The 24,288-nt window shown below is 66.2% G+C and carries 20 protein-coding genes and 1 pseudogene; 11 read left to right on the top strand and 10 right to left on the bottom strand.

What is annotated here, in order from left to right; translation table 11 throughout:
• Position 1: 1 nt before the first annotated feature.
• The 4 genes and pseudogenes from ACQE2J_RS16320 to ACQE2J_RS16335 all read left to right on the top strand — a co-directional run bounded on the left by ACQE2J_RS16320 (position 2) and on the right by ACQE2J_RS16335 (position 4,047).
• Positions 2 to 1,372, top strand: a complete 1,371-nt coding sequence (locus ACQE2J_RS16320; RefSeq protein WP_426936640.1) for a lyase family protein — start codon at positions 2 to 4, stop codon at positions 1,370 to 1,372.
• Between the two features lie 23 nt (positions 1,373 to 1,395).
• A pseudogene (locus ACQE2J_RS16325) lies at positions 1,396 to 2,181 on the top strand (alpha/beta fold hydrolase); the annotation flags it as partial.
• A gap of 105 nt (positions 2,182 to 2,286) precedes the next feature.
• Positions 2,287 to 2,703 (top strand): 4-carboxymuconolactone decarboxylase, encoded by a 417-nt coding sequence (pcaC, locus tag ACQE2J_RS16330; RefSeq protein ID WP_426937524.1) that lies wholly within the window; start codon positions 2,287 to 2,289, stop codon positions 2,701 to 2,703.
• A 132-nt stretch (positions 2,704 to 2,835) separates the two neighbouring features.
• Positions 2,836 to 4,047, top strand: coding sequence for an MFS transporter (locus tag ACQE2J_RS16335; RefSeq protein ID WP_426936641.1), 1,212 nt, complete (start codon positions 2,836 to 2,838; stop codon positions 4,045 to 4,047).
• A 90-nt stretch (positions 4,048 to 4,137) separates the two neighbouring features.
• Here ACQE2J_RS16335 and ACQE2J_RS16340 read toward each other — a convergent pair whose 3' ends face one another.
• Both ACQE2J_RS16340 and ACQE2J_RS16345 read right to left on the bottom strand, forming a co-directional pair.
• Positions 4,138 to 5,181: an IS3 family transposase gene (locus ACQE2J_RS16340; RefSeq protein ID WP_426937525.1), complete on the bottom strand. Its 1,044-nt coding sequence runs from the start codon at positions 5,179 to 5,181 to the stop codon at positions 4,138 to 4,140.
• Positions 5,160 to 5,600, bottom strand: coding sequence for a transposase (locus ACQE2J_RS16345; protein WP_426936642.1), 441 nt, complete (start codon positions 5,598 to 5,600; stop codon positions 5,160 to 5,162). Before ACQE2J_RS16345 ends, ACQE2J_RS16340 begins: the two co-directional genes overlap by 22 nt.
• Positions 5,601 to 5,764: 164 nt before the next feature.
• On the opposite strand from ACQE2J_RS16345, the gene ACQE2J_RS16350 reads away from it, so the two are divergent.
• On the top strand, positions 5,765 to 6,751 hold the full coding sequence (locus tag ACQE2J_RS16350) for a hypothetical protein (RefSeq protein WP_426937526.1): 987 nt from the start codon (positions 5,765 to 5,767) through the stop codon (positions 6,749 to 6,751).
• Between the two features lie 106 nt (positions 6,752 to 6,857).
• Here ACQE2J_RS16350 and ACQE2J_RS16355 read toward each other — a convergent pair whose 3' ends face one another.
• From ACQE2J_RS16355 to ACQE2J_RS16375, 5 genes are all read right to left on the bottom strand, one after another.
• Positions 6,858 to 7,643 carry an amino acid ABC transporter ATP-binding protein gene (locus tag ACQE2J_RS16355; RefSeq protein ID WP_426937527.1) on the bottom strand — a complete coding sequence of 262 codons (786 nt, stop codon included), beginning with the start codon at positions 7,641 to 7,643 and terminating at the stop codon, positions 6,858 to 6,860.
• Positions 7,643 to 8,437 (bottom strand): amino acid ABC transporter permease, encoded by a 795-nt coding sequence (locus tag ACQE2J_RS16360; RefSeq protein WP_426937528.1) that lies wholly within the window; start codon positions 8,435 to 8,437, stop codon positions 7,643 to 7,645. The genes ACQE2J_RS16355 and ACQE2J_RS16360 overlap by 1 nt, the downstream gene beginning before the upstream one ends.
• 212 nt (positions 8,438 to 8,649) lie before the next feature.
• A complete protein-coding gene (locus tag ACQE2J_RS16365; RefSeq protein WP_426936643.1) occupies positions 8,650 to 9,447 on the bottom strand; it encodes a transporter substrate-binding domain-containing protein in 798 nt (265 codons plus the stop codon).
• Between the two features lie 267 nt (positions 9,448 to 9,714).
• A complete protein-coding gene (locus ACQE2J_RS16370) occupies positions 9,715 to 11,151 on the bottom strand; it encodes an MFS transporter (protein ID WP_426936644.1) in 1,437 nt (478 codons plus the stop codon).
• 203 nt (positions 11,152 to 11,354) lie between these two features.
• Positions 11,355 to 12,107 (bottom strand): peptidylprolyl isomerase, encoded by a 753-nt coding sequence (locus ACQE2J_RS16375; protein ID WP_426936645.1) that lies wholly within the window; start codon positions 12,105 to 12,107, stop codon positions 11,355 to 11,357.
• Positions 12,108 to 12,239: 132 nt separating this feature from the next.
• Here ACQE2J_RS16375 and ACQE2J_RS16380 point away from each other — a divergent pair, with 132 nt between their 5' ends.
• The 4 genes from ACQE2J_RS16380 (at position 12,240) to ACQE2J_RS16395 (ending at position 15,458) form a co-directional block, all read left to right on the top strand.
• Positions 12,240 to 13,484 (top strand): IS30 family transposase, encoded by a 1,245-nt coding sequence (locus tag ACQE2J_RS16380; protein ID WP_425120637.1) that lies wholly within the window; start codon positions 12,240 to 12,242, stop codon positions 13,482 to 13,484.
• A 232-nt stretch (positions 13,485 to 13,716) separates the two neighbouring features.
• Positions 13,717 to 14,157, top strand: coding sequence for a transposase (locus tag ACQE2J_RS16385; RefSeq protein WP_426936642.1), 441 nt, complete (start codon positions 13,717 to 13,719; stop codon positions 14,155 to 14,157).
• 20 nt (positions 14,158 to 14,177) lie between these two features.
• Positions 14,178 to 15,179 (top strand): IS3 family transposase, encoded by a 1,002-nt coding sequence (locus ACQE2J_RS16390; RefSeq protein WP_426937529.1) that lies wholly within the window; start codon positions 14,178 to 14,180, stop codon positions 15,177 to 15,179.
• Between the two features lie 48 nt (positions 15,180 to 15,227).
• Entirely contained in the window at positions 15,228 to 15,458 is a 231-nt protein-coding gene (locus ACQE2J_RS16395; protein ID WP_426936646.1) for a hypothetical protein, read from the top strand.
• Positions 15,459 to 15,470: 12 nt separating this feature from the next.
• Here ACQE2J_RS16395 and ACQE2J_RS16400 read toward each other — a convergent pair whose 3' ends face one another.
• Entirely contained in the window at positions 15,471 to 16,490 is a 1,020-nt protein-coding gene (locus ACQE2J_RS16400) for a proline racemase family protein (RefSeq protein WP_426936647.1), read from the bottom strand.
• A 4-nt stretch (positions 16,491 to 16,494) separates the two neighbouring features.
• The gene (locus ACQE2J_RS16405; protein WP_426936648.1) at positions 16,495 to 19,320 is read right to left on the bottom strand and encodes an aminotransferase class I/II-fold pyridoxal phosphate-dependent enzyme; all 2,826 of its coding nucleotides are present in this window, start codon (positions 19,318 to 19,320) and stop codon (positions 16,495 to 16,497) included.
• 175 nt (positions 19,321 to 19,495) lie between these two features.
• Here ACQE2J_RS16405 and ACQE2J_RS16410 point away from each other — a divergent pair, with 175 nt between their 5' ends.
• On the top strand, positions 19,496 to 21,232 hold the full coding sequence (locus ACQE2J_RS16410) for a thiamine pyrophosphate-dependent enzyme (protein WP_426936649.1): 1,737 nt from the start codon (positions 19,496 to 19,498) through the stop codon (positions 21,230 to 21,232).
• 23 nt (positions 21,233 to 21,255) lie between these two features.
• Positions 21,256 to 22,887 carry an amidohydrolase gene (locus ACQE2J_RS16415; protein ID WP_426936650.1) on the top strand — a complete coding sequence of 544 codons (1,632 nt, stop codon included), beginning with the start codon at positions 21,256 to 21,258 and terminating at the stop codon, positions 22,885 to 22,887.
• A gap of 22 nt (positions 22,888 to 22,909) precedes the next feature.
• Here the strand turns inward: ACQE2J_RS16415 and ACQE2J_RS16420 are convergent, their stop codons facing one another.
• Entirely contained in the window at positions 22,910 to 24,274 is a 1,365-nt protein-coding gene (locus ACQE2J_RS16420; RefSeq protein ID WP_426936651.1) for an aspartate aminotransferase family protein, read from the bottom strand.
• Between the last annotated feature and the right edge of the window lie 14 nt (positions 24,275 to 24,288).

The following is a 24,288-nucleotide window of genomic DNA, read 5'->3' on the forward strand; positions in this document are numbered from 1 at the left end:
AATGACCGACACCGCCCACACCCGCCTCCTCTTCGCCCCCGGCGATCTGCGCGGCGCCGAAGCCATCGATGACGACGCGCTCATCACCGCGATCGGCCAGGTCGAGACGGCCTGGATCATCGCCCAGGCACGGGTGGGGCTGGTGTCGTCGGAGGTGCGCACCGAGGTCGCCGCGGCCATCGATGCGACCATCAGGTCGCTGACGGCCGATCACGCCGAACTCCAGGCCCTGGGAGAGAGCGCCGAGGCGGGAGGCAACCCCGTCATCCCGTTCCTCGGCCTCGTCCGCACCCGGCTGAGCCCGGAGGCCTCACGCTGCCTGCACCGGGGGCTGACCAGCCAGGACGTCATCGACACCGCGATCGGACTGCTCGTCTCCCGGGTCGTCCGGCAGATGCAGGCCCGCCTCGAGGTCATCGGCGCCTCTCTCGTCGAGCTGTCCGAAGCCCATGCGCAGACTCTGTGCCTGGCCCGCACGCTGACCCAGCCGGCGCTGCCGACGACCTTCGGGCTCAAGGCCGCGGCCTGGGCCGCCGAGGTCATCGAGGTCCAGACCCTGGCCCCCTTCGTCGACTATGTGCAGGTCGGAGGCGCCGCCGGCACCCGGGCGGCGATCCGCTGGTTCGCCGGGGAGTCGACGGACTCCCTGCTGCGCGAGTTCCACATGCAGATGGTCGGCCCCGATGCGGCGCTGACGCAGATCCCCGTGCCCTGGCACACCGACCGGGTCCGGGTCCTGACCTGGGGGTCCCACCTGGCCCAGTGCGTGACGGTCGGGGCCTCGATCGCCCGCGACGTCCTCGTCGGCGTCCGCCCCGAGGTCGGGGAGCTGTCCCTGGCCTCGACCGGCGGGTCCTCGGCGATGCCGCACAAGTCGAACCCCACCTCGGCGGTGCTGCTCCACCGCAACGGAATGCGGGTTCCCGGGGCACTGTCGACCCTGACCACGGCCGCCGCCGAGGCGGTCGAGGAACGCTCCGACGGGGCCTGGCACGCCGAATGGCCGGCCCTGTCCGAACTGATGACCCTGGCGATCTCGTCGCTGATCATCCTCGATGAGATGATCGCCGGTCTCAAGGTCGATGCCGAGGCCATGCGCGCGAACCTCGACGCCGCCGGTCCCGGACTCTTCAGCGAGAAGCTGGCCATCGTCTACGGCGACCGACTGTCGAAGGACGAACTCGCCGCCATCGTCGCCGACGGCACCGACCCCGTGGCCGCACTGCGGGAGGCTGTCGGCGACGAAGACGGCATCGAGGACTTCTTCACCCCCGAACGCTACCTCGGCGAGGCCGAGGACATCCGCCGGAACATCCTGGCCACCATCGACCAGTCCGGGCCGCAGGAGATCGACCTGCCGCCCTTCGACTGATCCCCACAGAGAAAGTGACATCCATGGAGCTGACCGCATCCGTTCTCGCCGCACCGACGACCCCGACCAGTGAGGCCCGGGTCCTCGTCGTCCTTCCCTCCCTGGGCACCTCGGTCGGTGCCCTGTGGCAGCAGACCGCCACCGAGCTTGCTCAGCTGAGCCCGGAATCGACGGTCATCGGCATCGATCTTCCCGGACACGGCCGGTCGGGTCCCATCGACGTGCCCGCAGGCAGCACGGTCGCGCCGAGGATGACGGTGCGCGAGCTCGCCGAGGCGGTGCTGTCCACCCTCGACAGGGTCCTGCCCGATGCGGCCGCCCCGGGAACTCCCGTCGACCTCGCCGGTGATTCGATCGGTGGGGCGATCGCCCTGCAGCTGGCCCTCGATCACCCCGAGAGCTTCGGTCGGGTCGCCGTCTTCTGCACGGCGGCGAAGATCGGTGAGGCCTCGGCCTGGGAGGAGCGGGCGCAGACCGTGGCGACATCGGGCACGCCCACGCAGATCATCGGCTCGGCCCAGCGGTGGTTCGGTGTGGGCTTCATGGACCGTGAACCCGAGGCTTCGGCGGCACTGCTGCACTCGCTGCAGGACGCCGACCGGTTCTCCTATGCGGCCCTGTGCTACGCGCTGGCCGAGTTCGACGTCCGCCGTCGTCTGCCCGAGATCTCCCTGCCGCTGCTGGCCGTCGCCGGATCCGAGGACCAGCCGACGCCTGCGACGAAGCTCGCCGAGATCGCCGGCGAGGTCCCCGGTGCCCTGCTCGAGGTCATCGAGGGTGCGGCCCACCTCGTTCCGGCCGAGGCCCCGGCCGTGACCGCCGGGCTGCTGGACGACTTCCTCCGTGGGAAGGGACTCGGCGGCGGTGCCGGCGGAAGCGGCGCTGTCAGCGGCGAGTCCGCACCGGCAGTCGCGCTGCCCACGGCCTCGGGCCCGCGTGAGGCCAGTCGGGACGAGGTGCGCGAGGCCGGCATGTCCGTGCGCCGCCAGGTCCTGTCCGATGCCCACGTCGACCGGGCGAATGCGAAGGTCGACGAGTTCACCTCCGACTTCCAGGACCTCATCACCCGCTATGCCTGGGGTGAGATCTGGACCCGTCCGGGCCTCGACCGGCGCATGCGTTCGGCCATCACGCTCACGGCCATGGTCGCCGGCGGCCACGAGGCCGAACTCGCCATGCACGTCAAGGCGGCCCTGCGCAACGGGCTGAGCCGTGACGAGATCAAGGAAGTGCTCCTCCAATCGGCCATCTACTGCTCGGTGCCGAGCGCGAACACCGCGTTCTCCGTGGCCGCTCAGGCCCTGGCGGAGGTGGACGAGGCGGAGGAGTGACCCGCTCCCCCTGAGCCCTACCCGGCACGGGGCCCTGTTCGAATCGTCACATTGGGCCATCTCAACTGTCGACGAGCCGAAATCGGCAATAGGCTGGTGCGGTCGTGTTCCCACCGTCTCCGAAGGAGTCCTATGAGCGAAGCCCCGGTCTCTCGCGGAGTCTACAAATTCGCCGTCTTCGCCCTGGCGATCGGTGCCTTCGGCATCGGGGTGACCGAATTCGCGACCATGGGTCTGCTGCCGATGATCGCCGAGGAGCTCGGCATCACCGTGCCCCAGGCCGGCCACGCGGTGTCCTTCTACGCCATCGGCGTCGTCATCGGCGCGCCCCTGATCACGACGATCGCGGCGCACATGGATCGCAAACTGCTGCTCCTGTGCCTCATGGGCCTGTTCGCCCTGGGCAACCTCGTCTCGATGCTCGCCCCGACTGCGGCCCTGTTCAACATCGCCCGGTTCGCCTCCGGACTGCCCCACGGCGCCTATCTGGGCATCGGTGCCGTGGTCGCCGCCTCGCTCGTGCCGGTGGGCCGACGCGGGCGCGCCATGTCGCGGGTGATGCTGGGTCTGACGATCGCGAACATCTTCGGCGTGCCCTTCGCCGCGGCGCTGGGCAACATGTTCGGCTGGCGCAGCGCCTATGCCCTCGTCGCCGCCCTCGGCGTGCTCACCGTCATCATGGTCGCCGTCGGCGTGCCCCGGGTGAAGCTCGGCGAAGTGCCCTCGGCCCGCGGCGAGATCAAGGCGCTCGGTCGCGCGCAGATCATCCTCACCCTCCTGGCCGGGTCCGTCGGGTTCGGCGGCATGTTCGCCGTCTACACCTACATCACCCCGACCATGACCGAGATCGCCTCGGTCCCGTCCGTCGCCATCCCCTGGGTGCTGGCCGTCTACGGACTGGGCATGACCGCCGGCTCGCTCATCGCCGGTCCCCTGGTCGACAAGTCCATCGAGCGCTCGGCCACCGGCGGCATGATCCTCTCGGCCCTCGTCCTGGCCGCGTTCGGAGCCTTCACCCACATCGCGGCGATCGCGATCATCGCCCTCTTCCTCATCGGCGTCTCGGGTTCGATGATCACCACGGCCCTGCAGATGCGCCTGTTCCGCGAATCCCAGGACGCCCCGAGCCTGTCGGCGGCGATGAACCACGCGGCGTTCAACCTCGCCAATGCCATCGGCGCCTGGCTCGGCGGCATCGTCATCACCGCGGGCCTGGGCTACCGGGCGCCGGCCTGGGTCGGCGTCGGACTGTGCCTGGCCGGGCTCATCGTCATCTCCGTCGCGATCTTCCTGCGCCGAGGCGGCTCCCCCAATCCCAGCAGCCGCTCGGTCGTCGAGAGCTGAGCCCCCAGCTGCGGCGAACAACGGGTCTGCATCAGAGGCCTCTGCCGCGACAACGCCGGAGCGTCGAGGCCACTGTGTGCGCGGTATATTTCAAGCTGTTTGTGACAGCTCGGTGTTTTCTGGGCTATTGATGCCGGCGTGGGTCGGTGGGCCAGCGGCTATGGGGCTGGTGTGGAATCGTTCCGGATGCGCGCAGTGACGGGCGTCCAGAGTGGCTTGGCGACGGGCCCGGACAAGCTCGGTACGTCCGTGATGGACATCGTCGGGAGTGTAATAATTCAGGCCGCTGTGGCGGTGGTTCGCGTTATAGTCAGCAATGAACCCGGCCATGTAGTCACGAGCATGATCGATGGATTCGAACCGGATGGGAAAGTCCAAGTGGTACTTGATGGTCTTGAACGTCGACTCACTAAACGCGTTGTCATTCGACACTCTGGGCCGGGAAAAGGACAGCTTGATCCCCAGCGACTGAGCGAACTGGACAGTCGTTGCCGCGCGCATGGGAGCCCCGTTATCGGCGTGTAGCACGGTCGGGCACTGCTGGTTAGTTGCCACAGCCTGATCGATCATGGTCTGAGCATGGACGGATTTCTCGGAAGTCTCGACCCGGTGGCCAACGATCTTGCGAGAGAAAACGTCCATGATGGCATAGAGACGATAGATGACCTTGCCGGGACCGCGCAGCATCGTGATGTCCCAACTCCACAGTTGGTTCGGTGCGCAGGCAGCGTGGACCGGCTTAGGCCGTTTGGGCTGGTTACCACGGCGCTGGGCGCGACGGTCTCCGTTCTGCCCGTGTGCGGCCACCACTCGGTGAGCCGTCGACGCGGAGAAGGGCACCTGCCCGGCATCGAGCATCCGCCAATACGCCTGGGTGACAGACAGGTTCTCATAGTCTTCAGAGTTCAACAGCGCCATGAACGCATCGGCCTCGGCGGTGGTGATCCGACTCGGGTAGTCGCGTTCTTTCTGCGGCACCTGCACCCCGGCCGGGACCGCCGGATTCTGGTGACGGTACCAACTCGTACGATGCACACCCATCAACTCGCAGGCAGCCGTGATCGACCAGCCGGCCCTGATCAGATCGCCGATGAACCTGAACCCGATTGCCTTTACTGTGGCGGGTTCATCCAGTCCGGCCTGGTCGCCTCGACCTCGGGCAGCGTCGGGTCTGTCGCGGTCGCGCTCTTGGACATCGCTTCCAAGAGCGCGGACGCTTTTCCCAAGATATCGACCGCAGCTTCAGACTTGGCCAGTTTGGCCTTCAACGCTTCGTTCTCGGCCTGGAGCTGTGTGAGTTGCTTCTTCTCAGCGGCTTTGAGCTTGTTGTCACTGGGATTGCCATTCAACCGATCCGATCGCGAGGTCAGGCAACCATTCTCTCTGTCCACGAACCACTGATAAATCGTTCTGGGATTGACCCCGACAGTCCGAGCCAACTGGGCTTTCGAACCCATCTCGATACATTTGTCATATTCGTCCAGGATCTCGAGTTTCTGGGCCGTGGTGAAATGCCCTCGGCTCGAGGAACGGGACGGAACTTCAAAAGACATAACAGACTTCTCTCCCCACCAGTATTGTCAGATAACTGTCACAAGACAGCCTGACACAGAGGGCGCACACAGTGGTCTCGCCGGAAAAGGGTCTGCTCAGTGTTTGGCAGGGATGCGAGAAGCTGGGCGGTCCACAACCAGACCATGCTGTTTGCTTGTGTGAGATGCAGTTTGATGTGCATAATTGTTGTGTGGTGACAGTGTTCAGTGCGAATGAGCTTCACGTTCTCGGGTACTCCGACGGGGACATCGTCGGTGCCTTGGACTGCTGCCTGGAGAAGGTCAAGCGCGGTCAGTTCGTGCTGCGACGTTCCTGCGAGAAAGACACGCACGGTCCGCTTCATGACATCCACCGGGCGGCGAAGACACCCTACCCGTTGAGCTACGGCGACATCCGCGACCGAACCGAGTCGCTCAAGATCCTGATTCGCGCACATGCTAGTGAACTCCCGGAGAAGACGGTCTTCTCGCATGTATCGGCGGCGATCATCCATGGTCTCGACCCGCCGTTTCCTGAGGCGGAGAGCGCCGAGGTGATCAGACGTGGAATCAGCAAGGACAGGCCGACTCTCATCATCCGCGATCGTGAGGTTCCCGATGAAGAGCGAACTGTCGTCGGTGACCTGCCGGTGATGACGATCCGCCGGACTCTGCTTGACATCGCATACGACTACCCGCTGGAGACCTCGGTTCCGATCATCTCGGCGGCACTCCGACGGGGCGATGCCTCGGCGGATGAACTGGCGGCCGAGATCGTCGCCGGTCGGCGAGGCTGCCGGGATGCGCGCCTGGCGTTCGAACTCGCCGATGCCAGGCACGAGTCGGCGGGGGAGTCCTTGTGCGCGGTGAAATTCTATCGCTTCGGCATCACCGGAATGGTCCCTCAGGTCGATACGTGTGACTCCGCTGGCAGGTGGATCGCTCGCAAAGATTTCCGGCATGAGGACCTGGACGTCATCGTCGAATTCCACGGCGTCGGCAAATACTACCTGAGCGCAGATGGTCCGGATCGAGCCAGTGCGGCCAACCACGAGCGGCACATGAGACTGCTCAACGCCGGGTTCCGCGTCTTCAATCTGGTGTGGGCCGACCTGTTCCGCGCTGAACAATTCAAGCAGATCAAAGCGGTTCTGACAGCGCTGGGCGGCTAGCGCATCAGACGGGCAAGGGCACGAGCGGACCCCTTATCGTCGAGACCACCCGCGGCACGGGGTGGTTTCGACGATAACGGGTCGGCTGGGCGAAGGGGCCCTGCCGCTATCCCAGCTGCCCGGGGTGAAGGACTCGGGAGAGGAAATCCCTCGTCCGCTGCTCCCGTGGATCGCCGATGACCTCCTGGGCGGGCCCGGACTCGACGACGACCCCGCCATCCATGAACACCACGCGGTCGGCGACCTGCCGGGCGAACTCCATCTCGTGGGTGACCACGACCATCGTCATCCCCGCCTCGGCGAGGTTGCGCATGACCTGGAGGACATCGCCGACGGTCTCGGGGTCCAGCGCCGAGGTGGGCTCGTCGAAGAGCATGACGTCGGGGTCCATGCTCAGCGCCCGGGCGATCGCCACACGCTGCTGCTGGCCACCGGACAGGGACGAGGGCTTGGCATCGATCTTCTCGGACAGTCCGACCTTCGCGAGATTCTCCTCGGCGATCCTGTCGGCCTCGGCCTTCGACCGGCGCAGGACCTTGGTCTGGGCGACCGTGAGGTTCTCCCGCACGGTGAGGTGGCCGAAGAGATTGAAGGACTGGAAGACCATGCCGATGCGGGTGCGAGCGGCATCGATGTCGAGGTCGAGATCGGTCATGTCCATCCCGTCGACGACGATCGACCCTCCTGTCGGGTCCTCGAGGGTGTTGATGCACCGGAGCATCGTCGACTTCCCCGATCCCGAGGGGCCGATGACGCAGACGACCTCGCCCTTGTCGACGTCGAGGCTGATGTCGGTGAGCACCTGGTTCGAGCCGAAGCTCTTCTGCAGGTTGCGGATCGAGATGAGCGGTGTTCCGGTCGCCCGCGCCGAGGCGGTTGCTGAGGTCGTCATCATTTCACTCCTGAGTCTGCGGAACCGTACTTCTTCTCGAGCACCCGTGACAGGTACGACAGCGGGATCGTGATGATGAGATAGCACAGGGCGATCACGATGAAGGGGGTGAGGTTCGCGGAGTTGACGATCTCGGCGCGCCCCAGTGCCGCGAGCTCACGTCCGTCGACGGAGGAGCCGAGGATATAGGCCAGCGAGGAGTCCTTCGTCAGCAGGATGAGCTCGTTGGTCAGAGGCGGCAGGATGATCCGCATCGCCTGCGGCAGGACGATCGTGAACATCGCGCGTGAGGACGACATGCCCAGCGACCGGGCGGCCTCGACCTGGCCCTTGGGCACGGCCTGGATGCCGGCGCGGATGGTCTCGGCCATATAGGCGGAGGAGACGAGCGCGAGGGCGATCATGATGACCACGAGCTGGGGAAGGATGAAGCCGGGGAACGCCACCGGAAGGCCGAAGCCCATCACGAGGAAGACGACGAGGGCGGGCAGGCCGCGGAAGAACTCGATGTAGACGAAGGCGATCCACCGGTAGACACCGACCGAGGACAGTCGCATGAGCGCGAGCACGATGGCGATGGCCAGCCCCAGGATGAAGCCGAGGCCGGTGAAGACGACGGTGTTCTTCAGTGCCTTGGTGATGACATCGGGAAACATATCGGCTGCGATGTCGACGCGACCGAAGGTGTCGATGAGTGTGGGCCAATCGGCCACGACCGCGATGACGGCGGCGATGACGACGAGGACGCCGTATTGGACCCCGCGCGAGATCTTCGCCTTCTGGCGCTTGCTCATCTTCGCTTTGGGGGTGGCAGAGGCGACGGGAATGCCGGTGCCGGTCCGGCCTCCGTTGCCAGTCGCATGGGGTGATGACATGGGTGGTGTCCTTTTGACGCGGTGGCAGTGGTGACCGCCGAATGCAGTGTGTGTCAGTGAGAATCGTGCTCAGCCGAATGAGCGGCCGCCCGCGGTCTGTGCGCCGCGGCCGGCCGCTCCTTCAGCGGTGATCACTTGGGAGCGTCGCCGAACCACTTCTCGTAGATCTTGTCGTACTCTCCGCTGTCCTTGATCTCCTTGACGGTTTCGTCCACGGCCGTCTTCATCTCGTCGTTGCCCTTCTTCATGCCGATGCCGTAGTGCTCGCCGGTGTCGATGTCGAAGCCGACGGTGAATCCGTCGTTGTTGGCTGCGTAGTCGTAGAGCACACCGTTGTCGTTGATGACCGCATCGGCCTGGCCGTTCTTCAGCGCTTCGAGCGAGAGCGGGAGATCCTCATACGTGACGACCTCGGCGTCCTTGAAGTTCTCGTTCGCATAGTCGAGGCCGGTGGTGCCGGCCTGTGCGGCGACCTTGAAGTCCTTGAGCCCGGCTTCGTCGTCTGCGGTCTTGTCCTCCGTGGTCAGGATGGCCTGGTTGGCTGGGAAGTACGACTCGGAGAAGTCGATGGCTTCCTCGCGCTCGGGGGTGATCGTCATGGCCGCGGCTGCCACATCGCATTGGTTCTGGTTGAACGCTGCGCCGGTGGTGATGGTCTCGAACGGGGTGTTGACGATCTCCTGCTCGACGCCGAGCTTCTCCGCCACGGCATCGACGATGTCGACGTCGAAGCCGACGACCTCGCCGTCCTTCTCGAACTGGAAGGGCTGGTATGACAGGTGGGTGCAGGTGGTCAGCTTGCCCTCCTCGACCAGGGGCACCCCGCCCTCGGCGGTCGCTGCGGGTTCGGAGTCGCCGCCGCCGCTGCAGGCGGACAGGGCGAGCATGGCGCCGACGGCCGCGATGGCCAGACTCGAGCGTCGTTTCATTGTTCCTCCAGTGAGTCGGTGACGGGATCGTCACACAAGCGGCCTGTTCAGAACTCTGAACAGCGTCTGTGAGGAATCAGACCGTGAACTGAATCACATTTCGGGGTCCCTGATCTGCACTGCGGAGGTTGTGACGCAATCGTAGTGTTGACGCGGCGTCCGGCACGAGCGCGCCCGACCCGGGGGAGAGAGCGAGCGACCCCGCTCCCAACCGGTGTCAACGGTTCTCGAGCGGGGTCGATCGGTGTGTGCGGAGGCGGCGGAGGCTCAGCTGAGCTGGTCCTCCATATCGAGGGCCGAGGTGTCCTTGGCCAAGTAGAGGGCGACGAGCGTGAGGACCGCTGCGGCGACGATGTAGAGGCCGCAGTAGAAGATCGTGCCGCCTTCGGCCTGCCACAGCGCGACCATGGCGAAGGGTGCCGGGCCCGCGCCGATGACGCTGGACATGTTGTAGGACACGGCCGAGCCGGTGTAGCGGACATTGGCCGGGAAGAGTTCCGGCAGGTAGGCGGCCATCGGCCCGAAGGTCAGGCCCATGAGGGTGAAGCCGACGATGAGGGCGATGATGACCCCGGCGGTGCCGGCGTTGAACACGGCGTTGACGATCAGGCCATAGGCGGCGATGAGCACGGTCACGCACAGGAGCATCTTCCGCCGCCCCAGCTTCTCGGCCAGCGGACCGGAGACGACGGTGAAGACGCCGAAGAACACCACGCCGATGATGAGGTAGGTGAGGAACTCGCTCTTCGAATAGCCCAGCCCGGCGACGAACCCGGTGGGGTCGAAGGTCTTGCCGGCCGCCTCGGCCGCGGTCTGTGCCTGTTCGGGGCTGGCCGGGGAGGTGCCGTAGGTCAGCGTGAACGCGGTCATGAAGTAGAAGATCACATAGGTCGCGAGCATGATGAAGGTGCCGAGGATCAGCGGCTTCCAGCTGGTGGCGAAGACGCGACCGATGGGAGCCTTCGAGATCTGCTGCTTCTGGGCGACCAGCTGGAAGGCCGGGGTCTCCATCAGGGACAGGCGGACGTAGAGGCCGACGGCCACGAGCAGTGCCGAGAGCAGGAACGGGATGCGCCAGCCCCAGGCGAGGAACGCCTCGGGCGAGGCCCAGGAGTTGAGTCCGACGAAGAGCAGGTTGGCGATGATGAAGCCGACCGGGGCGCCCAGCTGCGGGAACGTCCCCCAGATGGCGCGTTTGCCCTTCGGGGCGTTCTCGGTGGCCAGCAGGGCCGCGCCCGACCATTCGCCGCCGAGGCCGACTCCCTGGCAGAAGCGCAGGAGGACGAGGCACAGGGGAGCCAGAACGACCCAGCCCGGGGTTGATGCGGTCGGCAGCAGGCCGATGAGGAAGGTGCCGATGCCCATGATGAGCAGCGAGGCGATGAGAGTCTTCTTCCGGCCGATCCGGTCGCCGAAGTGGCCGAAGATGATCGAGCCGAGAGGGCGGGCGACGAAGGCGACGCCGAAGATCGCGAACGAGCTGAGCAGCTGCGTCGTCGATGTCTGGTTGGGGAAGAAGAGCGCCGGGAAGACCAGCGACGAGGCGGTCGCGTAGGCGTAGAAGTCGAAGAACTCGATCGTGGTGCCGACCATCGAGGCGGTCAGCACCTTGCCCCGGGTGTTGTTCTTCCTGGTGGCTGCGATGGCATCGGCCGTGGCGGCCGATGAGGGATGGGGACTGCCCGGTTGGGTTTCGGTGGACATGGTGTGCTCCGCTGTTTCGTGAGTGCAGGCACGGGCGGGTGGTGCTCGTGTCAATGGAAAAGGCCGTCGGTGCTGTGCAGGAACAGCGTCGACGGCGACGAATAGACACTACGCCCGTCTCAGGAAATGTGCACTCGGAGTCTCAGACAATGAGATTATTAGGAGGTCCGAGCATTGCGGGTGCCTCGAGCCTCTGCCAGGACTCACATAGAGGCGGAGACGGACTCGATGGTCACCTTCTCCTTCGGCGCACCGTCGCCGGCTCCGGAGTCCGTGCCCTCGGCGGCGATATCGGCGACGGTTTTCGTGCTGGCCTCATCGAGGGCTCCGAACACGGCGTAGTCGGCCGGCAGGGAACTGTCGTCGTAGACGACGAAGAACTGGGAGCCGTTGGTGTCGGGACCGGCGTTGGCCATGGCCAGTGTGCCGGCCGGGTAGGTCTCGGAGCCGTCGAGCTCATCGGCGAACGAGTAGCCGGGTCCGCCGCTGCCGGTCCCGGTCGGATCACCGCACTGAAGGACGAAGATGCCCTCGGTGGTCAGGCGGTGGCAGTCGGTGTCGTCGAAGTACTCCTGCTCGGCCAGGGACAGGAAGCTGTTGACGGTGCAGGGTGCGCCCTCGGCGTCGAGGGTCACGGCCAGATCGCCGGCACTCGTGGCGATGGCGGCCTCGACCTCACCGGTCGCCTGCGGGGTCTGGGGCGGAACCTCGACATCCTTGGCCGCAGGCTGCGAACCGGTGGGGTAGGAGCAGGTGCCCGCGGCGGCCTCGGTCGAGAAATCAGCTGCCGCGGAGTCGCTGCCTGAGTCGCTGCCGGAATCCTGCTCCGGATCGGACGACCCGCATCCGGCCAGCAGCACAAGGGCGAGGACGGCCAGGGCGGCCGGCAGCATGAGGGCAAGCGATTTCGGGCGATGGATCAGGGCATGGGAGCGACTCTGCGCGGGATGGTCCATGCCCTTATCGTATAGTCAGCCGAATACTGGTCGTGTTCGGATACTCTCGCGGCGGCGGTTTCTATCTTCTAGTGCAACACCCGGCCTGACCAGCACGGTCGGGTCGGGACAGCACTTGAGAAGGAGCCCATCATGCGACCAGTCCCTTTCGACCACCTCGACGCGTTCTTCGTCTGCCTCCTCGTCGACCGACTCACTGTGAAGGAGAGTTTGCGACGCGCTGGGATCGGGTATCAAACAGCCAGGCGATGGATGCGTCGCCTCGGAATCACGGTCCAGTTTGGCAAGCTGGGAGGTATGCCTGCCACGATCTGCACGAGACCTCCCGCTCCGACGGGCAATCGTTCCTATCGCCACTTGACGTTCGAGGATCGGATGACGATCCAGGCCGGTGCGCAATCGAGCCCGCCACTGTCGACGCGGGCCATCGCCGCCCAGCTCGGGGTGCACTACTCGACAGTGGCCAGAGAGCTCCAACGTCACCGCTTCGAGGGCTATGCTGGCTCCGGGGCCGGTGCTGCCTATAGCGCCGCGGCCGCCCACACCCGTGCCGCGGCCACCCGAGCCAGCAAGAGACATCGGAGCAAACGCCTTGATGACTCGTGGATTCGTGCCCACGTCATCGATGGGCTCAACGATAAGTGTTCCCCACAGCAAGTCGCCGGTAGGCTCCGCCGTGAGTACCCGGACCGGAAGGACCTGCACGTGTCGCACGAGACGATTTACCAAGCCCTTTACCTGCAGGGAGCCGGAGGTCTTCGGCATGAACTCAAAGTGGTCAAGGCTCTTCGTTCGGGGCGGACGGGGCGTAAACCGCAGTCGAAGCTGCCCCGCCGATCCAGTCGCCCGTGGCTCGAGGGTGTCCGTTTGGTGGACCGGCCCCCGGTGGCTGCCGACCGGGCTGTGCCGGGTCACTGGGAGGGCGACCTCGTCGTTGACAACGACACGGGCGGGTTGGTCACGGTCATCGAGCGGCGGTCCAGGTTCTGCTTGGTGCGCAAGCTCCCGGAATGTCGGGACTCCCAGACCGTGACGGGGTTGGTGACCGAGATGATCCAGTCGTTGCCAGAGGCGTTGTTCGAGACACTGACGTGGGACCAGGGTACGGAGATGGCCGAGCACGCCCGGATCACCATGGCCACGGATTGCGGGGTGTTCTTCTGTGACCCGCATTCGCCGTGGCAGCGGCCGACGAATGAGAACACGAACGGGCTTATCCGTGACTATTTCCCGAAGGGGACGCGATTCGATGAATCGGTCAGCGACGATGACGTCCAGGCGATGCAAGATCAGCTCAACCGGCGGCCCCGTAAGGTTCTGGAGTACGCGACTCCTGCTGAGGTGCTCGCCGGCATCGTGATGGAAAACGTAGGATAAACGCACCACGGTGTTGCACTAGAACCCTGAGCCCGCCGGCCCAAAAGTATCCGAACACGACCACCTCTTGAGCACTGCCTCGTCGAGGCAACGGTGGAGCGCCGAGACCACTGCGCGTGCCCCGGCGGAGCGTCGAGACAACGGTGGAGCGCCGAGGCCACTGCGCGTGCCCTCTGTGTCAGGCTGTCTTGTGACAGTTATCTGACAATACTGGCGGGGAGAGAAGTCTGTTATGTCTTTTGAAGTTCCGTCCCGTTCCTCGAGCCGAGGGCATTTCACCACGGCCCAGAAACTCGAGATCCTGGACGAATATGACAAATGTATCGAGATGGGTTCCAAAGCCCAGTTGGCTCGGACTGTCGGGGTCAATCCCAGAACGATTTATCAGTGGTTCGTGGACAGAGAGAATGGTTGCCTGACCTCGCGATCGGATCGGTTGAATGGCAATCCCAGTGACAACAAGCTCAAAGCCGCTGAGAAGAAGCAACTCACACAGCTCCAGGCCGAGAACGAAGCGTTGAAGGCCAAACTGGCCAAGTCTGAAGCTGCGGTCGATATCTTGGGAAAAGCGTCCGCGCTCTTGGAAGCGATGTCCAAGAGCGCGACCGCGACAGACCCGACGCTGCCCGAGGTCGAGGCGACCAGGCCGGACTGGATGAACCCGCCACAGTAAAGGCAATCGGGTTCAGGTTCATCGGCGATCTGATCAGGGCCGGCTGGTCGATCACGGCTGCCTGCGAGTTGATGGGTGTGCATCGTACGAGTTGGTACCGTCACCAGAATCCGGCGGTCCCGGCCGGGGTGCAGGTGCCGCAGAAAGAACGCGACTACCCGAGTCGGATCACCACCGCCGAGGCCGATGCGTTCATGGCGCTGTTGAACTCTGAAGACTATGAGAACCTGTCTGTCACCCAGGCGTATTGGCGGATGCTCGATGCCGGGCAGGTGCCCTTCTCCGCGTCGACGGCTCACCGAGTGGTGGCCGCACACGGGCAGAACGGAGACCGTCGCGCCCAGCGCCGTGGTAACCAGCCCAAACGGCCTAAGCCGGTCCACGCTGCCTGCGCACCGAACCAACTGTGGAGTTGGGACATCACGATGCTGCGCGGTCCCGGCAAGGTCATCTATCGTCTCTATGCCATCATGGACGTTTTCTCTCGCAAGATCGTTGGCCACCGGGTCGAGACTTCCGAGAAATCCGTCCATGCTCAGACCATGATCGATCAGGCTGTGGCAACTAACCAGCAGTGCCCGACCGTGCTACACGCCGATAACGGGGCTCCCATGCGCGCGGCAACGACTGTCCAGTTCGCTCAGTCGCTGGGGATCAAGCTGTCCTTTTCCCGGCCCAGAGTGTCGAATGACAACGCGTTTAGTGAGTCGACGTTCAAGACCATCAAGTACCACTTGGACTTTCCCATCCGGTTCGAATCCATCGATCATGCTCGTGACTACATGGCCGGGTTCATTGCTGACTATAACGCGAACCACCGCCACAGCGGCCTGAATTATTACACTCCCGACGATGTCCATCACGGACGTACCGAGCTTGTCCGGGCCCGTCGCCAAGCCACTCTGGACGCCCGTCACTGCGCGCATCCGGAACGATTCCACACCAGCCCCATAGCCGCTGGCCCACCGACCCACGCCGGCATCAATAGCCCAGAAAACACCGAGCTGTCACAAACAGCTTGAAATATACCGAGGTCGGGGTGGTCTCGGCGGAAAAGGGTCCGCTCGACGATGGTTCGCATCGCGCACGCCAGCATCCACACCCGCATCATGCAGCAGGTGGGGGCGTCGTTCGGCACTGCGATCGTGGCCGTCGTCCTCCAGTTCATCATGGTCCATTCGGACGCGAGCGGTTCGACCGTCAGCGCCTACCATGCGTCCTTCTGGGCGGCGATCGGCATATCGATCGTCGCTCTGATACCGGCCTGCGCGCTTCCTGGGCGAGATCGGGAGAGGGCCTGAGCAGGGCCGGGGTCAGAGAGTGAAGCCGGCGGGGAAGGGATCGCTCGGGTCGAGCATGAACTGTGAGGTGGCGGTCAGCCAGGCGCGTCCGGTGATCGTCGGCACGACGGCCACGTGTTCGCCGACTTGTGTCTCCTCGACCAGGCGGCCGATGAACGAGGTGCCGATGAAGGACTCGTTGACGAAGTCCGTGTTCAGCCCCAACTGCCCACGGGCGCGGCGGACAGCCATGAGGGCGCTGGTCCCGGTGCCGCCGGGCGAACGATCGAGCCAGCCCGGGTGGTTGATGAGCACATGCCGGGCGTCGGGCCCCCCTTCCGGCTCCGGGGCCAGGAACACCACGTGCTCGCAGCCGCTGTACCCGGAGACGGGATGGACCGGTTCTGCCTGATCGTTGACGGCGGCCATGATGTCGCGGCCGGCGGCGATGAAGTCCTCGGCGCGGTCGCGTTCGAAGCCGATGCCGACGCCTTCGTCAGTGCCGACCTCGTCGGCTCTGACGAAGGCGTAGAAGTTCCCGCCGAAGCCGATGTCACAGGCGATGCCGCCTCGTCCGGGCACATCGATCACCTGGTCGAGGGCGTGGGCGTAGGAGGCGACGTTGACGATCGTGACCGCCTCGGCGCGGCCGTCCCGGACGGCCACCTCGGCGGTGATGAGCCCGATCGGGGTGTCCAGGCGCACGGTCGTGACGGGCTCGACAAGCGCCACCATGCCCGTCTCGACGAGCACCGTGGCCACAGCGATGGTGCCGGCACCGCACATCGGCAGCACTCCGGTGACCTCGATGAAGAGCACACCCCAGTCCGCATCGGGTCGGGTGGGCGGCTGCAGGATGGCTCCGGACAGCCAGCCGTGCCCGCGCGGTTCGCACATGAGGAAGGTGCGCAGATCATCGGAGTGCTCGATGAACCACTCGCGCCGCTCAGCCATGGTCTCACCGGGCAGCGCCGCCACTCCCCCGGTGACCACGCGCACGGGCAGCCCTTCGGTGTGGGCTTCGACGGTCTGGATGAGACGATTCGCGCGCATGGTCTCAGCCCTCCGCGGCGTCCTTCGGCAGCATCACCCGGTAGCCGAGCCTCGACTCGTAGCCGTGGATCTCACGGGTGTCGAGGGCCGACATGAAGTCGAGCACCTCGGCGGTGATGATCTGGCCGGGCACGAGCACCGGGAAGCCGGGCGGATACGGGGTGACGAACCCGGCCGAGACCGGCCGCTGACCGCTCTCGATGCGGCGGCGCAGCTCGTGCGGGAGGACGTGCTCGATGTTCTGCCGCCGCAGGCCCGCATAGTAGGCCGTGCGCAGGTCGCCGTCGGGCAGCTGCTCGGACGGCTCGTCGGCGGGAACCTCGGCGGCGTAGTCCGGGGCGAAGGCGCTGAAGTCGGGCAGCGGCGGCATCACCGCGGCCGGTTCGCTCAGGGCGTCCGGTTCGTGCGCCTCGTGCGGGTCGTTGAACATCCCCGCGAGTTTGACGAGGACCTCGATGAGGTAGGCCACGGCCGACCGCGAGGTGCCGATGTTCGTCATGAACAGCACGGTGTTCCTGCTCGTCTTGTTCACCTGGATGCCGTAGCGGTCCATGAGATGGTCGTGCTTGAACGTGTCCCCGTCGACGCCGGTGCCGGAGATCTCGACGGTGATGCGGCTGGGGTCGACGACGAATTCGTCCGTGACCCATGCGTTCCACATCGTCGACAGCCCGTCGCGCAGCGGCATGGTCCGGTCGGTGATCCGGTATTCCTCGGGGATCAGATCCGCGGCGGTGAGCACCTTGAACGTCTTCTTCAGCAGCGGGTGCCGCGCGATCGCCGAGGACAGGCTCATCGCCAGGTCGAGCTGCTTCTGCACGAGCGCGAAGCCCTCCATCTCGACCTGCCTGCGGCCGAGGTCGAGGGAGGCCAGGATCTGGTAGTTCGGAGACGTCGAGGTGTGCGTCATGTACGCCTCGTGGAAGGCCTCCTCGGCGCCGGAGGCGAACTCCTGGTCGAAGACGTGGATCATCGAGCCCTGCCGCAGCGCCGTCAGCGTCTTGTGCGTCGACTGGGTCGCATACACCCGGATGCTCGCATCCGGCGGCGGCAGCAGCTCCTCGTCCAGCCACACCTCATCGGGTGCCGGGGTCCCGGTCTCGGGATCGTACAGACGCTTCTGCTGCTCCCGGAAGGCCGCGGCGTGGGCGTCGGTGGACAGGGCCTCCTCGAGGCGTTCGGCCGCGTACATGGCCGTGCGCTTGCGGGTGACGGGATGGAAGCGGGCGAAGGCGAACCAGGCTTCGTCCCACAGGAAGACGAGGTCGGGTTTGATCGCCAGGCACTCGGACATGACCTTGTACGGGTCGTAGACGATGCCGTCGAAGGTGCAGTTGGTCAGGGTGATCATCCGCACCTCGTCGAGGCGGCCGGCGGCCCGGTAGTCGAGCAGAAGCTGCTTGATCCTGCCCAGCGGCACCGCCCCGTAGAAGGCGACGTCGTTGAGCGGATAGGCCTCGAGGTAGGCGGTGCGGGCGCCGGTGAGCATGAGCGCATGATGGTGCGACTTGTGGCAGTTGCGGTCGACCATGACCACCTCGTCGGGGGCGACGACGGCCTGGTGGACGATCTTGTTCGCCGTCGAGGTGCCGTTCGTGACGAAGTAGGTGCGTTTGGCGCCGAAGGCCCGGGCGGCCAGCAGCTGCGCCTTCTTCAGCGTGTTCACCGGGGCCAGCAGGGAGTCGAGCTCGCCCGAGGTGGCGCTGGATTCGGCGAGCAGCAGGTTGAGTCCGTAGAAGTCGACGAAGTCGCCGATCCACTTCGACCCGACCACGGAGCCACCGCGGGAGACCGGCAGGGCGTGGAAGACTCCGGCCGGACGGCGGGCGTGTTCGCGGATCGCGTCGAAGAACGGGGTGTCGTAGAGGTGCTGGGCCCGGCGCAGCAGCGACAGGTGCAGTTCGAACTGGTCCTCGCGGCGGAACACGCGCCGGAACCGGTGGGTCAGCGCCCCGGCGAGGCTCTCGATGTGGGCTCCGGCCATGAGGTAGAGGTCGAGTTCCGGGCGCAGATCGGCCAGCGTATCGGCCAAGCGCAGCACCCGACGGACCGAATTGAGCGGACTCATCGGACCCGTCGGCGATTCCTTCGTCGAGCGGTGGGCGAACTCCACGGCGTCGCGCAGATCGCGGCTGAGGATCTCACGGGTCGCATCGGTGAAGCCGGGCCGGATGACGCAGGCGAGCAGGTTCGGGTTCGTCAGCGCCGCGGCCACGGCATCGTCGGCGGTCGGGACGACGACGTAGTCGTAGATGAACTGGTCGGACGAGGTGCGCAGTCGGAGCAGGTCGGAGTGCAGTTCGTCGCGGCCGCCCTCGGTGGTCTCGTCGACGATGAGCACCTCGAAGCGGGGGCGGGTGTCCTGCCGGTCCCTGAGTTCGGCGCGTTCGTCCTCGTTCAGGTCCTCTTCGCCGGTATCGGGCACGGTGGTTCCGCGCAGCCGATTGACCGCACGGGTGATCATGTCATGGGCCCGGTCGAATTCGCCGTTCGAGAGCAGGTCGGTGATCTCCTCGACATAGCGCTGCCCGAACCCGCCCCAGTACAGTTCCATCGTCCTCAGCGAGCGCAGGGACCGCCACACCTCACCGTCCTCGGCGATCATCGAGAAGTCCCCGCCGCTGGCCGAGAGCCGCTTGATCGCGAACTTCAGGTACTCCCAGGCGTCCGAGCGCAGCCGCCAGGTGCTCGCCGGCATGCCCGGGTCCCGTTCGAGTTCGACCGTGCGCGGCGTCGACTGGGGTCCCGGACGACCTCGCCGGCCGATGGCGCCGTCGTCGGCGGTGCCGATCGCCTGCGCCGATGGATGGTCGGAGTCGATGCCGGTCATGCGTGAGCCTCCTGGCTGTCAGTCGTCGGTCGCCACCGAGGTGGCGACAGTTCCCTGCTCGCGGGGTCAGGCGGGGGGACCGCACTGATTCCGTTGTTGCACGATCATACGACCTCCCGCGGTTCGATGGGCTCGATGGAGACCACATGAGACAAAAGAATGGTAAGCATGGTGTATGGACACTTCCGCGTCGCTTTCCGCCGGCCATCTCATCGTCGAGGAGCTCGAAGCCCACGGGGTCCGCCGCACCTATCTGGTGCCCGGCGAGTCCTATCTCGACGTCATCGACGGCCTCCACGATTCGTCCATCACCCCGATCGTCTGCCGCCAGGAGGGCGGGGCCGCCTATATGGCCGTCGCCGAAGGGCGGATGACCGGTGTGCCCGGCATCGCCATGGTCACCCGCGGCCCGGGTGCGGCCAACGTCATGGTCGGCATCCACACCGCCTATCAGGACGCCACCCCGCTCGTCGTCTTCGTCGGGCTCGTGCCCATCGACCATCGCGGCCGGGAGTCGTTCCAGGAGTTCGATCTCGATGGCTGGTTCTCCACGACGACGAAGAAGGTGCTCACCCTCGACGATCCCGACAAGGCCGCCGAGGTGGTCGTCGACGCCATGCACACCGCGGTGGCCGGCCGGCCCGGTCCCGTCGTCATCGGACTGCCCGAGGAGGTGCTGGTCCGACCCAGCGCGGCAACCGTGCTGCCGCCGCGTGTGCTCGGTTCGGCCTCGCCCTATGCCGGCGACCTCACGGAGCTGCGGGCCCGCATCACCGCCGCCGACCGTCCCGTCCTCATCATCGGCGGAGAGGACTGGTCGCCGTCGACATCGAAGCGCATCGCCCAGTGGTCGCGTGATCGCGGCCTCGGTGTGCTCGGGACGTTCCGCGCCTATGACGGCATCGACCACGACAGTCCGAACTTCCTCGGCATCCTCGGCTACGGCGCGGCGCCGGTGGCCAAGCGGGTCCTCGACGAGGCGGATCTGCACATCTTCCTCGGCTGCGTCCGCACCGATGTCGCCACCGCCGGCTTCACGCTCGGCACCGATCAGCGCACCGTCGTCATCGGCCCCGACCCCGATGCCCATGGGCACTTCGGTCGGCTCGACCAGCACATCGTGACGTCGGTGGGCCGCTTCGCCCAGGCTCTGTTCACCGAAGACGGGTCCCGGACCTATTCGGTCTCCTCCGATGGTTCGATCGACGAGCCGCCGCTCGGCGATGCCCTGTCCGAGGCCGCCGGAGAGGCGGTGCCGCTGCCCGACTGGGTGGGCGGGGCCCGGGCCGAACTCGACGACTGGCGCCTTCCGCAGGTCGCCTCGGCCGGATCCGCCTCGGCGGGGTCGGCCGATGGCGTCGTCGATATGGATGAGGCGTTCGTCCATGTCCGGCAGCTGCTGCCCGAGGATGCGATCATCACCTACGGGGCCGGGAACTTCTCCGGCTGGGCGACCCGGTTCCTGCCCGCTCACGGGTTCCCCTCGGCGCTGGGACCGCGAAACGGATCGATGGGCTTCGGTCTGCCGGCCGCGGTCGCCGCCGGACTCGTCCACCCCGAACGGCCCGTGTTCTGCATCACCGGCGACGGTGACTTCCTGATGAACGGTCAGGAGATGGCCACCGCGGCTCAGTACGGTCTCGACATCACCGTCGTGGTCAACGACAACTCGGTCTACGGCACGATCCGCGGCCATCAGGACCGCGAATACCCGGGCCGGGCCACGGCCACGGCGTTGGAGAACCCGGACTTCGCTGCCATGGCTCAGGCCTTCGGCGGCCTCGGGATCCGGGTCGAGAGGACCGAGGACTTCCGGGACGCCTTCGAACGGGCGCTGGGGCACAAGGGCCTGTCCCTCGTCCACTGCCTGACCGATCCGAGCATCCGCGGTGCCCGCCTGCCTCGGGCATGAACGATCCTGACTAAGGTGGCCCCATGAGAATCGACGCGATCTTCACCGACCTCGACGCCCACACCTTCGACTCCGAGCGGCCGAGGGCGAGCAGGATCGGGGTCTTCAACGGCCGGATCATCGGCTTCGACGAGGACCTCGACGGCATCAGCGCCGATCGGGTCGAATCGCTGGGCGGGGCGACGGTGCTGCCGGGCTTCACCGATGCCCACTGCCACACGGCCTGGTTCGGACTCACCCTGGCCTCCGTCGACGTCACCGCGCTGCCGGGCGGCCTGCCCGACGTCTACGCGGCATTGGAGGAGGCAGCGGCGGCGACCCCGGCCGGAGAATGGATCAACGCCACCGGGTATGCCCACCGCGACTACGACGGACAGTACCCGGACCTGACCCGCCTCGACGAGATCACCGGGAACCGCCCGCTGTTCATGCGCCAGACCTCCGGCCACGCCGCGATCGTCAACACCGAGGCGATGCGCCGGGCCGGCATCCTCGAACCCGGCTTCACCGAACCGGTCGGCGGCAAGGTCGTCACCGACCCGGCAGGCCATCCCACCGGGCTGCTCGAGGAGACCGCGCAGTCCCTCGTCCAGGACCTCATCCGGCCCTATTCGCTCGACACCCTCGTCGAGGCGATCGACCTCGCCACCGCCCACTATGCGAAGGAGGGCATCACCTCCTTCGGCGAATGCGGCATCGCCTACGGCTGGATCGGCCACTCCCCCATCGAGATCAGCGCCTATCTGCGCGCCCGGGAGGAGGGCAGGCTGCGGGCCCGGGCCCAGCTGATGCCGCAGGCCGATGGGCTGCACACGATCGCGGCGAACTCGGCCGACGGGTTCGGCATCGGACTGGACGCGGGACTGCGCACCGGCCTCGGCGACGATCTCATCTCGATCGGCCCGGTGAAGTTCTTCATGGACGGGGCCCTGTCCGGTGAGACCGCGGCGCTGCGGGAGAACTACACGGGCAAGGACCATCCCGGTTATCTCCAGGCCGACGCCCAGGAGCTGCGACAGCAGATCCTCGACACCTGCGCCTCCGGCTGGTCGGTGGCCGTGCACGCGATCGGCGACGCCGCCGTCGACGCGGCCGTGGCCAATATCGTCGAAGCTCAGAAGCGGTACGGTCGCCGCCCGGTGCCCAACCGGATCGAACATGCCGGAATGGTCCACGACGAGCACCTGGCCACGCTGGCCGAGGCCGGCATCGTCGTCACCCCGCAGTCGGCCTTCGCCGAGGGCATCGGCGACGGCATGAACGCCTCTCTGGGTCTGCAGCGCCGGCCGCTGCTCTACCGGGCCAAGTCCTTCCTCGACTCCGGTATCCTGCTCGCCGGCAGCTCCGACCGGCCGTGCGCCGACGGCAATGTGCTGCGCGGCATCGAAGCCTTCGTCACCCGCGCCACCCGCGACGGCGATGTCATGGGTTCGGCCGACGAGTGCCTGAGCGCCGATGAGGCTCTGGCCGCCTATACCGTGAATGCGGCGGCCGCGATGGGACAGAGCGCGGACAAGGGCACGCTGAGCCGCGGGAAGCTCGCGGACTTCGTGGGCTTGGATGCCCATCCCGGGCAGGTGGCGGCGACCGAGATCTCGCAGGTCCCCGTCCGCGCCACGGTCCTCGGCGGAGATTTCACCCACGACGCCCGCTGATCCGCCTGGGGTCGGTGCGGCCTCAGCGGGAGAAGTCGAGGTCGGTGAGCACCTTCTCGAAGACGCCGAGGCCGCGTTCGAGGTCGTCCTCGGTGATGTTGATCGGCGGGACCACGTGCAGCCGGTGGTAGTTGTTGAACGGCACCACGCCGTGCTCCTTGAGTGCGGCCACCACCGAGGCGACCTCGGGTGAACCTCCGCCGTAGGGGGCCAGCGGCTCCTTCGTTTCCTTGTCCCAGACGAGTTCGATCGCCCAGAACGCGCCGGTGCCGCGGACCTCGCCGACGTGCTTCGAGTTCTCCGCGATCTGTCGCAGCCTGGGACCGATGATGGTCTCGCCGATGTGGGCGGCATGTTCGATCATGCCTTCATCGGCCATCGCGTTGATGGTGGCGACGGCGGCCGCGCAGGCCAGCGGGTGACCCGAGTAGGTCAGTCCGCCGGGGTAGACGCGTTCAGCGAAGGTCTCGAAGATCGCGTCGTTGATGACCACTCCGCCCAGCGGCACATACCCGGAGTTCACGCCCTTGGCGAAGGTGATGAGGTCCGGGACGATGCCGAAGTGCTCGAAGGCGAACCACTTGCCCGAGCGTCCGAAGCCGGCCATCACCTCATCGGCGATGAGGATGATCCCGTACTCATCAGCCAGTGCCCGCACCCCTTGCATGTACTCGGGGCTGGGGATCATGATGCCGGCGGTGCCGGGGATGGACTCGACGATGATCGCCGCGATCGTCGCCGGCCCCTCCAACTGGATGGTCCGCTCGAGGTGGTGCAGCGCCCGTTCGGTCTCCTCCGCCTCGGTGGTGGCATGGAACTCGGACCGGTAGAGGAAGGGACCGAAGAAGTGGACGACGCCGGCATCGCCGGTCTCGTTCTCCCACCGCCGCGGGTCGCCGGTGACGTTGACGGCCGTCTGCGTGCCGCCGTGATAGGACCGGTAGCGTGAGAGCACCTTGTTCCGGCCCGTGTGCAGCCGAGCCATGCGGATGGCGTGTTCGTTCGCATCGGCTCCCCCGTTGGTGAAGAACACGCGGTCCAGCCCGGCCGGGGTGCGTTCGGTGATCAGTCGGGCGGCCTCGGAGCGGGCGGCGTTGGCCGTGGCCGGGCTGATCGTGCACAGCAGATCGGCCTGATCCTTGATCGCCGCGACCACGGCCGGGTGCTGGTGACCGATGTTCGTGTTCACCAGTTGAGAGGAGAAGTCGAGGAACTGCCGCCCCTCGCCGTCGACGACCGTCGACCCCTGCGCCCTGACCACCGTCGGAGGGTCGATGAGACGCTGGGCCGACCAGGAGTGGAAGACGTGCGCGCGGTCGAGGGCATGGGCCCGGGCGGCTTCGTCCTTGATCGCTGCGAGTTCGACATCGTCTGACTGGTGCACCATTGTCACCCTTTCGC

The organism is Brevibacterium sp. LE-L, assembly GCF_050214925.1.
Taxonomy (GTDB): domain Bacteria; phylum Actinomycetota; class Actinomycetes; order Actinomycetales; family Brevibacteriaceae; genus Brevibacterium.

Bases quoted from the DNA above. Each gene is read 5' to 3' on its own strand.
- ACQE2J_RS16320 (WP_426936640.1), top strand. From the start codon at position 2: ATGACCGACACCGCCCACACCCGCCTCCTCTTCGCCCCCGGCGATCTG.
- ACQE2J_RS16335 (WP_426936641.1), top strand. From the start codon at position 2,836: ATGAGCGAAGCCCCGGTCTCTCGCGGAGTCTACAAATTCGCCGTCTTC.
- ACQE2J_RS16345 (WP_426936642.1), bottom strand. From the start codon at position 5,600: ATGTCTTTTGAAGTTCCGTCCCGTTCCTCGAGCCGAGGGCATTTCACC.
- ACQE2J_RS16350 (WP_426937526.1), top strand. From the start codon at position 5,765: ATGCAGTTTGATGTGCATAATTGTTGTGTGGTGACAGTGTTCAGTGCG.
- ACQE2J_RS16355 (WP_426937527.1), bottom strand. From the start codon at position 7,643: ATGACGACCTCAGCAACCGCCTCGGCGCGGGCGACCGGAACACCGCTC.
- ACQE2J_RS16360 (WP_426937528.1), bottom strand. From the start codon at position 8,437: ATGAGCAAGCGCCAGAAGGCGAAGATCTCGCGCGGGGTCCAATACGGC.
- ACQE2J_RS16365 (WP_426936643.1), bottom strand. From the start codon at position 9,447: ATGAAACGACGCTCGAGTCTGGCCATCGCGGCCGTCGGCGCCATGCTC.
- ACQE2J_RS16370 (WP_426936644.1), bottom strand. From the start codon at position 11,151: ATGTCCACCGAAACCCAACCGGGCAGTCCCCATCCCTCATCGGCCGCC.
- ACQE2J_RS16375 (WP_426936645.1), bottom strand. From the start codon at position 12,107: ATGGACCATCCCGCGCAGAGTCGCTCCCATGCCCTGATCCATCGCCCG.
- ACQE2J_RS16380 (WP_425120637.1), top strand. From the start codon at position 12,240: ATGCGACCAGTCCCTTTCGACCACCTCGACGCGTTCTTCGTCTGCCTC.
- ACQE2J_RS16385 (WP_426936642.1), top strand. From the start codon at position 13,717: ATGTCTTTTGAAGTTCCGTCCCGTTCCTCGAGCCGAGGGCATTTCACC.
- ACQE2J_RS16395 (WP_426936646.1), top strand. From the start codon at position 15,228: ATGGTTCGCATCGCGCACGCCAGCATCCACACCCGCATCATGCAGCAG.
- ACQE2J_RS16400 (WP_426936647.1), bottom strand. From the start codon at position 16,490: ATGCGCGCGAATCGTCTCATCCAGACCGTCGAAGCCCACACCGAAGGG.
- ACQE2J_RS16405 (WP_426936648.1), bottom strand. From the start codon at position 19,320: ATGACCGGCATCGACTCCGACCATCCATCGGCGCAGGCGATCGGCACC.
- ACQE2J_RS16410 (WP_426936649.1), top strand. From the start codon at position 19,496: ATGGACACTTCCGCGTCGCTTTCCGCCGGCCATCTCATCGTCGAGGAG.
- ACQE2J_RS16415 (WP_426936650.1), top strand. From the start codon at position 21,256: ATGAGAATCGACGCGATCTTCACCGACCTCGACGCCCACACCTTCGAC.
- ACQE2J_RS16420 (WP_426936651.1), bottom strand. From the start codon at position 24,274: ATGGTGCACCAGTCAGACGATGTCGAACTCGCAGCGATCAAGGACGAA.